We start from the raw sequence: 10,201 nt of genomic DNA, 5'->3' as shown, positions 1-10,201 counted from the left end.
CCGACCGCTTCATACGCGCCATCGGGCTGGCTGGCGCGTACGCCGGCGCCGGCCTGGACGATGACCTTGTGGCCCTGGGCGACGTACTTCCTGACCGTCTCGGGGGTGGCGGCGACGCGAGTTTCGCCTGCCCGCGTCTCCTGCGGAATACCTATGTACATTCCTGTCTCCTTGACCGAATGATCGATGTTCGCTTGCGTGCGTCCGGGGACGTGCCCCCATGCTCCGTGCATGGAGCTAGAAGATGTGCTTCATGCCCGCCGCCAAGCCGGTCTGTCCGACGCCTGGCGCGACCTTGGTCGCACTCGCCACACCCAGCGTCGAGCGGCCCGCGTTGTCCATGTACGACGCATTGACATAAAGCTCCGTGCGCTTCGACAGGGTGTACGCCGCCTGCAGCACGTAGCTGATGGCGTCGTCAGCAGAAGCACGCTTATCCGTCCGGTAGATGCCGGCGCGCAGCGTCAGTGCCGGTTTTACCGCGTAGGCACCGCCCAGCCAGTAGAGATGGGAGCGGCTGGCGGGCGAGCCCAGCCCGTCCTGCAGGAGCCGGTACCCGGCCTCGGCCGTGAAGGGGCCGCTGGTGTAGAGAAATCCCGCCGCGTAGCGGCGCTCAATGTTGCCCGCCGCGGCCACGGATGTGCCACGCCGCTGGTCATAGGCAATCGCCAATCCGAATTTGCCGATGGTGTACGAAGCGCCGGCTCCGATTTCCTGGCCCACGCGCGGCGCACCGGGGACTTCGCTGCCGTTGGCAATGGTCGAGTCGTAGCCGGCGCTGTACAGCGCGCTGATCGTCAGTTCGCCGAAGTTGCCTGTGTACTTGATGGCATTGTCGGCCCGCCCCGCGAACTGCGCATCGTGGGCAAGCACGGAATACGGCGCATAGCGGTTGGTGTCAAAGGGAATGAAAAAATCGAACAGGATATTGTTCTGGCGCCCGAGTGTGACCTGGCCCCAAGGCCCCGCGATGCCGACGAACGCCTGCCGACCGAACAGGCGGCCGCCAAATCCGGCCATGCCGGTGTCCGTCAGGAAGCCACTCTCCAGCACAAAGACCGCGCTCATTGCCGCACCCAGCGCCTCCTTGCCCCGCAGGCCCCATCGCGATGCCGCGGTGTTTCCGGAGGTGACGCGGTATGCGGACCCCGAGCCGTCCGCGCCCGCATGGCTGACATACTCCAAGCCAGCATCCATGACGCCGTATAGCGTGACGCTTGACTGCGCCTGTGCCGTCGCGGCAAGCAGACACCACATCGATGCCGCAATGGCGTACTTTCCTGATGTTTTCATCGTTCTCCTCCATATGTATGTTCGAGTTGCTGGCTGTGCAGGGCTGCGCAAGCCACAGTCCCGGCATGGGCGATGCGGCAATAGCCGGTGATGCGGCTATGGCAGGTTCAGTGGGCGGCCGTGCGTGCAACAGCGGCTGCTGGCATCTGTGCCGATGGCACTCGGCGTGAAAGGGACCGCCGGGCAGCGGCGCCCGTGCAAGCGATGGGTTCAGCCCACGCGAGCCGGCGGACGCCCGGCGCGGTGCATGCCGAATCGCTCGACGGTAAGTCCATCCATGTCGATCTCCGGCTGCCTGCCGGAAACCGCGTCGGCAACAAGCCGGCCGGTGCCGCACGCCTGAGTCCAGCCATTGGAGCCATGGCCAGCATTCAGGTAGAGGCCCTGTAGCGGGGTCGCGCCGAGGATGGGCGGCCCGTCCGGCGTCATCGGACGAAGGCCGGCCCATGACGTGGCCGCGGCATAGTCGAGCCCGCGTGGAAAGAGCCGCCGCGTCAGCGTCGACAACAGTTCCGTGCGGACCCGGCGCACCGTCAGGTCGTACCCGACGAACTCGGCCATTCCCGCGACGCGCAACTTGTCGCCCAGCCGGGTAAGCATGATCTTGTGGTGCTCGTCCATGATCGCCATGCGCGGTGCAGCCTTGGTGTCGGCGATGGGAATCGTGATCGAATAGCCCTTGAGCGGATAAACCGGGATCCGCAGGCCTGCGGTGGCAAGGAGCGCGGGCGCATGGCAGCCGAGCGCCACCACGCAGGCATCGGCCTGCCGTTGGTCCATCTGCCCGTCATGCGAGATCTCGACAGTGCGAAGGCGGCCGTGCGAATGGACGAGTCGGGTTGCCGAAGCGCCATACTGAAACGACACGCCACGACTGGAAAGATACCCGGCAAGGCCCGTGCAGAACTTTGCGCTGTCGCCTGATGCATCGTCTGGCAGATGCAGTGCGCCTTGCCATGCGACGGCAGACGCCCGCAGCGATGGTTCGAGCGACATGGCTTCGTCGCGACCCATCATCCGCCATGGCACCTGGAACTGGCTGAGCGTGCGCGTTGCCAGCTGTGCCAGCTCGACTTCCTGATCGGTTTCGAGTAGTTGCAGCGTGCCGTCACGGTGAAAACCGAAGCTGAGCTCAGGCACTTCATCACGCAAGGCCTGCATACAACGCATGCTGTAATGGGCCATGCGCTGCATGCGTGCCTTGTTAATGCCAAAGCGCTCCGCATTGCATTCCTTCAGCCATTTGGCGAGCCAGTGCAGCCGCTCGGCATCCGGCATCATCGAAAATCGCACTGGCGCATGCATTTGGAGGGCCATGCGCAGCACCTTGCGCGGCATGCCCGGCGACGCCCAAGGGCCGGCAAAGCCGGGACAAAGGCCTCCGGCGTTGCCGAAGCTAGACCCCAGTCCCGGGCCCGCTTGCCGCTCGAGTACTGTCACCTCATGGCCGTCGCGCCACAGGTAGTAGGCGGCGGATATGCCGGCGACGCCGGCGCCAAGCACTAGTACGCGCATGTCTGCTGCCCCGTTCCAAGGATTCAGTCGGCCGTGATGTGCGCGCGATCGATGATCCCGCGATAGCGCCTGGTTTCGCTGTCGATATACTTTTCGAATTCGCCGCCATCCTTGTAGGCGCTCTCGAATCCCAATCCGTTCAGGCGATCCTTGATGTCCTGCGATGTCATGATCCTGGCCGAAGCGCTGTCGAGCTTCTTCCTGATCCCATCGGGCAGTTTGGCAGGCGCCCACAGGCCATACCACGAATAGAATTCGAAGTTCTTGAATCCCGCTTCCTGCATGGTCGGGACATCCGGCAACAACGGGCTGCGGGTGCGCCCGGTTACCGCGATCGCGCGCAGCTTGCCGGCCTTGACCCCGGGTAGCGACGAGAGCATCGGATCCATCATCCCCTGGGCCTGGCCACTCATGAGGTCGGTCAGCGCTGGTCCGCCGCCCTTGTATAGGGCGATGGGCACCTGCAGATCCGCGATGCCGCTGTCATACATGAATTGGGACAAGGCCAGGTGGCCGGCGGAGCCGTTGCCGCTTGTCGCAAAGTTGTATTGCTTTGGGTTGGCTTTCACGGCACGGGCCAGTGCCTGCGGCGAATTCGCCGGTACTTGCGGATTCACGCTAAAGATCAGCGCGCCTTGCGCGAGCATGCTGACGGCGGTGAAATCCCGGACTGCATCGAACTTGATGGTCTTCCGATAGAGCATCGGATTAATGTTGTGGATCGATGCATTGATATAGAGGGTGTAGCCGTCAGGTGCCGCGCGGGCGACGATGCCGGCCCCGACAAGGCCCGATGCACCCGGCCGGTGTCGACAACGACGGTCTGCTTCAACTCCTGACCGAGCTTCATCGCGAACACGCGCGCAAGGCTGTCCACCGAACCGCCGGGCGCATGCGGCACGACGATGGTGATCGGATGGGCAGGGTAAGCGCTGTCGGGTTTAGACTCCGCCTTTGCGACGCCCGCGGACGTCAGGACGGACAGAAGGAAGAGGCCCATGCGTACGACGGGCACGTGGCGGGAACGGATCTGGGTGAGGGGGCGTGGTTGCATGGCCGGGTCAACGAAACTTGCTGGACAAGGGAAGGCAGCGCCATCACGCGCGATGACGTGGTGCGCGAGGCGCTGCGTTGGAATGGCTTCGATGAGCCCGATGGCTCAGAAGGTGCCGGGGTAAGCCGCCCCGTCGATCAGGATGTTCTGCCCGCATATGTAGCCCGCGTGCCCGGAACAGATGAAGGCGCAGAGTGCACCGAGCTCTTCGGGTCGGCCATAGCGGCCAGCGGGGTTGCTGGTGCCACGTTCGTTCCAGAGTTGCTCGAAGCTCTTGCCGGTCGACTCGAGCATGCCCTCAATGTGGTGGCGCTGGGCATCGGTCGCGAATACGCCGGGGAGCAGGTTGTTGATCGTGACGTTGTGGCGAACCGTCTGGCGCGCAAGCCCTGCGACGAAGCCGACTAGGCCTGAGCGCGCACCATTGGACAGGCCCAGTTCCAGCTGCGGCGTCTTCACGCTGCGCGAGACGATATTCACGATGCGGCCAAAGCGGCGTTCGATCATGCCGTCAACGGTGCGCCGGATCATGTCAATTGGCCCGATCATCATGGCATCGATCGCGGCATGCCAGTCCGACGGTGTCCACTGGCGAAAATCGCCGGGTGGGGCACCATCCGCGTTGTTGACCAGGATGTCCGGGGCAGGGCATGCCGCCAGCGCGGCGGCGCGCCCCGCGTCCGTGGTGATGTCGGCCACCACGTAGCTGACAGCACCACCCGTCGCGGCGCAGATTTCCGCGGCCGCCGCGGCCAGTGTGGTTTCCGTGCGGGCGGCAAGGAATACCTTCACGCCTTCCGCAGCCAGTTGATGCGCACAAGCGCGCCCCATGCCCTTGCTACCGCCGAAGACGAGTGCACGGCGCCCTGCGATGCCGAGGTCCATTGATCTCTCCCGATTCGGTTCAAGCGGCCTTGAGCATCGGCGACGACCAGCCGTACTTCCGATCAAGCTCGAGCTCCTTGATGACGCGCAGGCCGCGCAGCAGGGGCTCTCCTTCCAGGCCGGTGAGCGGCTTGCGCAGTTCGCCCGAAGGCAGGCCCACCGCCTTCATCAGCGATTTGATCGCCACCGGGTTGATGGCCGAGTAGGCGTAGTGCAGCAACTGCAGATTCTGCAGGTAGGCCTTGTGGAAGCTGGCCGCGGTGTCGGGAGATGTCCACGGACGGGAGATTTGCGTCAGCTCCGCCGGGGCGATATTGCCGGTCATGTTTGCGGTGCCATGGCCGCCCAAGCTCATCGTCGGCACGACAAGGCCAAGGTTGGGCGAATCGCAGCACATCACCGAGACATCCGGCGCGCCGCGCAGCACTTGCGCTACCTGTCCCACGCGCGTCGTCGACTCCTTGTGTACAACATAGTTAGGATGCTTGAAGATGCGCAGCAGGCTGTCCCAATGCAGGTCGGTCTTCACGCGCGGCGGGTTGTTGTAGATGCCAAGGGGCAGGTCGGTCTCGTCGGCCACTTCCAGGAAGTAGCTTTCGATATCGGCCTCCGGCGCGCAGATGTAGGCGGGCGCGGCGATGATGGCGCCATCCGCGCCATTAGCCCTGGCAAAGCGCAAATAGTCCTTGGTGGTCTGTGTGTTGTTGCCAGTGCAGCCATAGAACAGCTTCATCTTTCCGGTCTTCATCTTCGCGGTTTCGACGATGATGGCCTCACGCTCTTCTTGCGAGAGCATCGAGACCTCGCCTGTGGATCCCATGATCAGCACCGCCGAGGTGCCGTGGCGTTCCTGAAAATCCAGCAGTTCGCGAAAAGCGCCGAAGTCCGGGCTGCCGTCCTTGGCAAAGGGGGTGATCAGGGCAACAAAGGACCCTTCAATCTTCATCTTGCTCATGTCTGTCTCCGTCGTGGATTGGTGTTCGGGTAAGTGCCGGGAAAACCCGGCTTTAGCTGCGTTGTCGTTCAGCTCGGGCAAGCCTGGTCGGCCTGGGCGTCCTGCAATGCCGCCAGGCTGGATTCATGCGCGGAAAGCGCCATCAGGCCGCGCTGCAGATCGTCGATGAGGTCTTGCGGGTCTTCGAGACCCACATGCAGGCGCACGGCCTGTCCTTGATACGGCCAGCGCGTGCCGGTGCAGTTCTTTCCCGGCGTGAAGGGGATGGCGAGGCTTTCATAGCCGCCCCAAGAAACCCCAACGCCAAAGTGCGCCAGCGCGTCGATGAAGGCTGCGAGTGATCCTTTGGAAATCGTGCGCAACACAACAGAAAAAAGACCGCAGGCGCCCGTGAAGTCGCGCTTCCACAGCACATGGCCCGGATGGGACGGCAGCGCGGGATGCAGTACCGCCTCGACTTGCGGCTGACGCTCCAGCCATTGAGCAACGCGCAGTCCTGATTCCCAGTGGCGCTGGAGCCGCACCGCCATCGTGCGCAGGCCGCGCAATGCCAGGTAGACGTCGTCCGGGCCGGCGATCTGACCCATGTCCTGGGTGGTCTGCTTGATCTGCGGCCAGGTATCCCGATTGCAGGTGACCACGCCGAGCATGGCATCGGAATGGCCGACGATGTACTTGGTGGCAGCCTGGATCGAAACGTCGACGCCGTGGGAGAACGGTTTGAAATAGAGCGGCGTTCCCCACGTGTTGTCCATGACGACGACGGCACCATGTCGATGTGCGGCAGCGGAAATCGCCGGGATATCCTGAATGTCGAAAGTCTCCGACCCCGGGGATTCGACATATACAACGCGCGTGTTGGGCCGCAACAATGCCTCGATCTGCGTGCCGGCGGCAGGATCGTAGGTCTCGACTTCGACGCCAAACCGCATCAGGACGCGCCCCAGGAAAGCGCGGGTTGGCGAATAGGCGCTATCAGTGACCAAGACGTGGTCGCCGGCCGACAGCAGCGCCGTCAACGCGGTGCTGATCGCCGCGAGGCCGGACGGAAACACGAGCGACCGGTATCCGCCTTCCAGCGCGGCAACGGCTTCTTCCAGAGCATGGGTTGTGGGCGTGCCGTAGCGGCCATAGGTCGTCGCGCCAGGCTCTTCCGCAGCGCGGGCGCGCTTCATTTCCTCCCATTCGGCCATCGACCCGGCGAGAATGGTAGATGCCCTGAAGATCGGCGTATTGACGACCCCGCCGAACCGCTCGGGGTGGCGGCCAGCGCAAACTAACTGAGTGCTTTCTTTCATCGGATCTCCGTGGCTGAGCGGTGCGGCTTCCATGTTGGTGATTGCCGCTGGAATGTCGACCAGCTTAGGGATGCGCCCTGAGCAAATTCATCTCAATTAATCGGCGTATTCCGTCCAAAAGAGAAAAAAATGCTCGCGTGGCTCGCCCAACATTGGGCGCTTGTGCCGCTCGAAGCGAGCGCCTGTATTCCGGTGGAGGAGACCAACATGACAACTACGCTTGCTGCCGCCGATGTCCGCAGCCGCTTTCCCACGCTTTCGCACTGGGGTGCATATACGGCGGTCGTAGAAGGCGGGAGGCTCGTGGCGTGCGAGCCGTTTCTCTGCGACAGCGCGCCTTCACCGATCCTGCAATCCATGCCGGGCATGGTGCATTCGCCACTGCGGATCCGCCGGCCTGCGGTTCGGCGCGGCTGGCTGCGCAAGCGCGAGAACGCGGAGTGCAGCGAGCGGGGTAATGATGAGTTCGTGGAGGTGGACTGGGAGACCGCGCTAGACCTGGTGGCCGGCGAGTTGGCGCGAGTGCGCGGCGAGCACGGCGATGCTTCCATTTTTGGTGGTTCCTACGGATGGTCCTCCGCAGGGCGCCTGCATCATGCCCGCACGCTGACGCACCGCTTTCTGTTCGCAGGCGGGGGTTGTACCACACAGGCGGGCAATTACAGCTGGGGCGCTGCGCAGTTCCTGTTGCCCCATGTGATTGGCACCTACAAGCCGGTCACGGGAAGAGTGACCGACTGGCGTAGCGTTCTTGAACACACCGAGCTGTTCATCGCCTTTGGCGGCCTGCCATTACGCAACACCCAGATCACTTCCGGCGGCGCGGGTGCGCACAGTTCGCACGAGTGGATCAAACGCGCAAAGCGCTCGGGAGTGAAGTTTGTTGTAGTCAGCCCGACGCGCGCCGACATACCCGATGGCCTGCAGGCCCGGTGGGTGCCGATCCGCCCCAACACTGACACTGCGCTGATGCTGGGCATGGCGCACACGCTGCTGACGCGCGGCTTGCACGCCGTGGATTTTCTTTCTCGCTATTGCGAGGGCTTTGACGCGTTCGCGGCATATTTGCTGGGGCGCAACGACGGCCTGGCCAAGGACGCCCTCTGGGCGGAGTCGATCTGTGCGGTCCCGGCCCAGACCATCATCGAGCTGGCCACCGAGGCCGCCCGGCGGCGCACGATGCTGAACTGCACATGGTCGTTGCAGCGCGCACATCACGGCGAACAGCCGTACTGGGCCAATATCGCGCTGGCTTCGATGTTGGGGCAGGTCGGTCTGCCGGGCGGCGGCTTTGCGTTCGGGCATGGCTCCATCAACGGCGCCGGAACGCCCCGGCCCGACGTCGCGGCCCCGGAGATGGGCGCGGGCGCCAATCCCGCGCGCAGCACCATTCCCGCCGCGCGTATTTCGGACATGCTCCTGCACCCAGGTCAGCGCTACGACTTCAACGGCCGCCAAGACATCTATCCGGATATACGCATGGTGTACTGGGCCGGCGGCAACCCGTTCCACCACCATCAGGACCTGAACCGGCTGGCACGCGCCTGGCAAGTGCCCGAGACGATCGTGGTGCATGACAGCTGGTGGACGCCGACCGCGCGGCGCGCGGACATCGTTCTGCCGGCCACGACGACGCTGGAGCGCAACGACATCGGGGGCTCATCAAGAGACCGGTACGTGCTGGCGATGCGTCAGGCGCTGCCGCCCCAGTACAGCAGCCGCAACGATTTCGACATCTATCGAGACCTTGCATTGCGCGCCGGCTGCGAGTTCGCGTTTACTGAAGGCCGCGACGAATTCGCCTGGATTCGCCATATCTACGACAGCATGGTGGAACGCTGGGCCGGGGCAGGCTTCGAAGCTCCGCCGTTTGAACAGTTCTGGGAGGAGGGGTACACCGGCTTGCCGGAGCCGGGCACGCCGTTCGTGCTGTTCTCGGACTTCCGTGCCGATCCGCAGGGCAGTCCCCTGAGCACACCCAGTGGAAAGATCGAGCTCTACTCCCGGCGCATTGGCGAATTCGGCTATCAGGATTGCCCTCCGCATCCGTCCTGGCTGCCACCTGCCGAATGGCTTGGAGATGCCGCAGCCCAGCGCTGGCCTCTGCACCTCATCACGTCCCAGCCGGCGGACAAGCTGCACTCCCAGTTGGACGCGGGTAGCCACTCCGTGTCAATGAAGGTCAGAGGCCGGCAGGCAATCCATATACACCCGCTGGACGCGGCGGAGCGCGGCATTGTGCAAAACGAGATCGTACGCGTGTTCAACGAGCGCGGGGCATGCCTGGCCGGCGCACGCCTGGACGATGCACTGATACGCGGCGTCGTGGTAATGTCGACCGGTGCCTGGTTCGATGCGAGCGACAGTTCGCTTGAACGCCACGGCAATCCCAACGTGCTGACGATGGACCGCGGCACCTCCAGCCTGGCCCAGGGGTCCAGCGCGCATTCCGCGCTGGTCGAGATCGCGCCGTGGTCCAACGGAGAACCGCCTGGGGTTCGTGCCTTCGACGCGCCGCAGGTGTCGCCGCTGGCCGGTTGAAGCGCGGAACCAAGACCATTTCTATCTTGGGAATAGGTTGGCCCGCACGCGAAGCCCGTTACACTTGCTTCGCGTGCGAGAGTCAGCGTTGGGCAGCGGTCAGGAAGTTGAGCGCGGTACGCCATACTGCGACGACAGGTATCGACGGATATGGTCGGGCGAGTTGACGAATCGCGTTTGACCGTACATGCGAACCTCCACGCTGTTGTCGACTGGCTCGCGTCCGCCGCCGAGCACCAGAACAGGGGCGGACTGGTTTGCCTCGCCGATCAGGTCGACAATTGCTTTGCGAGGCCGCAGCGCATCGATGTATTCGACCTCAATCTGGCTGCGCAACTGCGGGAAAAAGCTAAGCAGACCTTCGATGGCGACGGCATCGCCGCAATAGAAGGGGCCTTCCGTCCCTTGAGTAAAACCGGGGCGGAGCATTAGTAGCTTGTCTTTCAATTTCCCTCTCTCACTGTAAGTTGAAGTTTCCGGCGGACTCTGCTCTCCGCCGGGCCGCTATCCAGCGAGCAAAGGATAGGGACCGCGGGTTGAACGCACTAGTGGCACGTACGACAATTTTCGTATGGATCATGCCAAAGTGCGCCTGAGGGTGATCCTCAGCACCCCTGGGCATGCAGACATCCTCCCGGGGCGCTCAAACCGGCTCATTTC

Annotated in this window: 8 protein-coding genes and 1 pseudogene; 1 reads left to right on the top strand and 8 read right to left on the bottom strand. The window is 63.7% G+C overall.

The features are described from left to right. The 7 genes and pseudogenes from J8I82_RS31610 to metC form a co-directional block, all read right to left on the bottom strand. Positions 1 to 161 (bottom strand): annotated as a pseudogene (locus tag J8I82_RS31610) (NAD(P)(+) transhydrogenase (Re/Si-specific) subunit alpha); the annotation flags it as partial. A 76-nt stretch (positions 162 to 237) separates the two neighbouring features. Further along, positions 238 to 1,293, bottom strand: a complete 1,056-nt coding sequence (locus J8I82_RS31605) for a porin (protein ID WP_209763515.1) — start codon at positions 1,291 to 1,293, stop codon at positions 238 to 240. Between the two features lie 210 nt (positions 1,294 to 1,503). Then, complete coding sequence (locus J8I82_RS31600; protein ID WP_209763514.1) at positions 1,504 to 2,808, bottom strand: D-amino acid dehydrogenase; 1,305 nt, start codon at positions 2,806 to 2,808, stop codon at positions 1,504 to 1,506. Between the two features lie 23 nt (positions 2,809 to 2,831). Next, positions 2,832 to 3,581 carry a tripartite tricarboxylate transporter substrate-binding protein gene (locus J8I82_RS31595; RefSeq protein WP_336620919.1) on the bottom strand — a complete coding sequence of 250 codons (750 nt, stop codon included), beginning with the start codon at positions 3,579 to 3,581 and terminating at the stop codon, positions 2,832 to 2,834. A 386-nt stretch (positions 3,582 to 3,967) separates the two neighbouring features. Then, entirely contained in the window at positions 3,968 to 4,747 is a 780-nt protein-coding gene (locus J8I82_RS31590; RefSeq protein WP_209763513.1) for an SDR family NAD(P)-dependent oxidoreductase, read from the bottom strand. A 19-nt stretch (positions 4,748 to 4,766) separates the two neighbouring features. Then, a complete protein-coding gene (locus J8I82_RS31585; protein WP_209763527.1) occupies positions 4,767 to 5,702 on the bottom strand; it encodes a 4-hydroxy-tetrahydrodipicolinate synthase family protein in 936 nt (311 codons plus the stop codon). Positions 5,703 to 5,770: 68 nt separating this feature from the next. Then, entirely contained in the window at positions 5,771 to 7,000 is a 1,230-nt protein-coding gene (gene metC / locus J8I82_RS31580; RefSeq protein ID WP_209763512.1) for a cystathionine beta-lyase, read from the bottom strand. Positions 7,001 to 7,129: 129 nt separating this feature from the next. Here metC and J8I82_RS31575 point away from each other — a divergent pair, with 129 nt between their 5' ends. Next, the gene (locus tag J8I82_RS31575; protein ID WP_336620917.1) at positions 7,130 to 9,541 is read left to right on the top strand and encodes a molybdopterin guanine dinucleotide-containing S/N-oxide reductase; all 2,412 of its coding nucleotides are present in this window, start codon (positions 7,130 to 7,132) and stop codon (positions 9,539 to 9,541) included. A 99-nt stretch (positions 9,542 to 9,640) separates the two neighbouring features. On the opposite strand, the gene J8I82_RS31570 is transcribed toward J8I82_RS31575, so the two are convergent. After that, a complete protein-coding gene (locus J8I82_RS31570) occupies positions 9,641 to 9,988 on the bottom strand; it encodes a DUF3088 domain-containing protein (RefSeq protein ID WP_209763510.1) in 348 nt (115 codons plus the stop codon). Between the last annotated feature and the right edge of the window lie 213 nt (positions 9,989 to 10,201).

This window comes from Cupriavidus consociatus, assembly GCF_017814975.1.
Taxonomy (GTDB): Bacteria; Pseudomonadota; Gammaproteobacteria; order Burkholderiales; family Burkholderiaceae; genus Cupriavidus; species Cupriavidus consociatus.
This window is presented reverse-complemented; position numbering and strand designations above follow the sequence as displayed.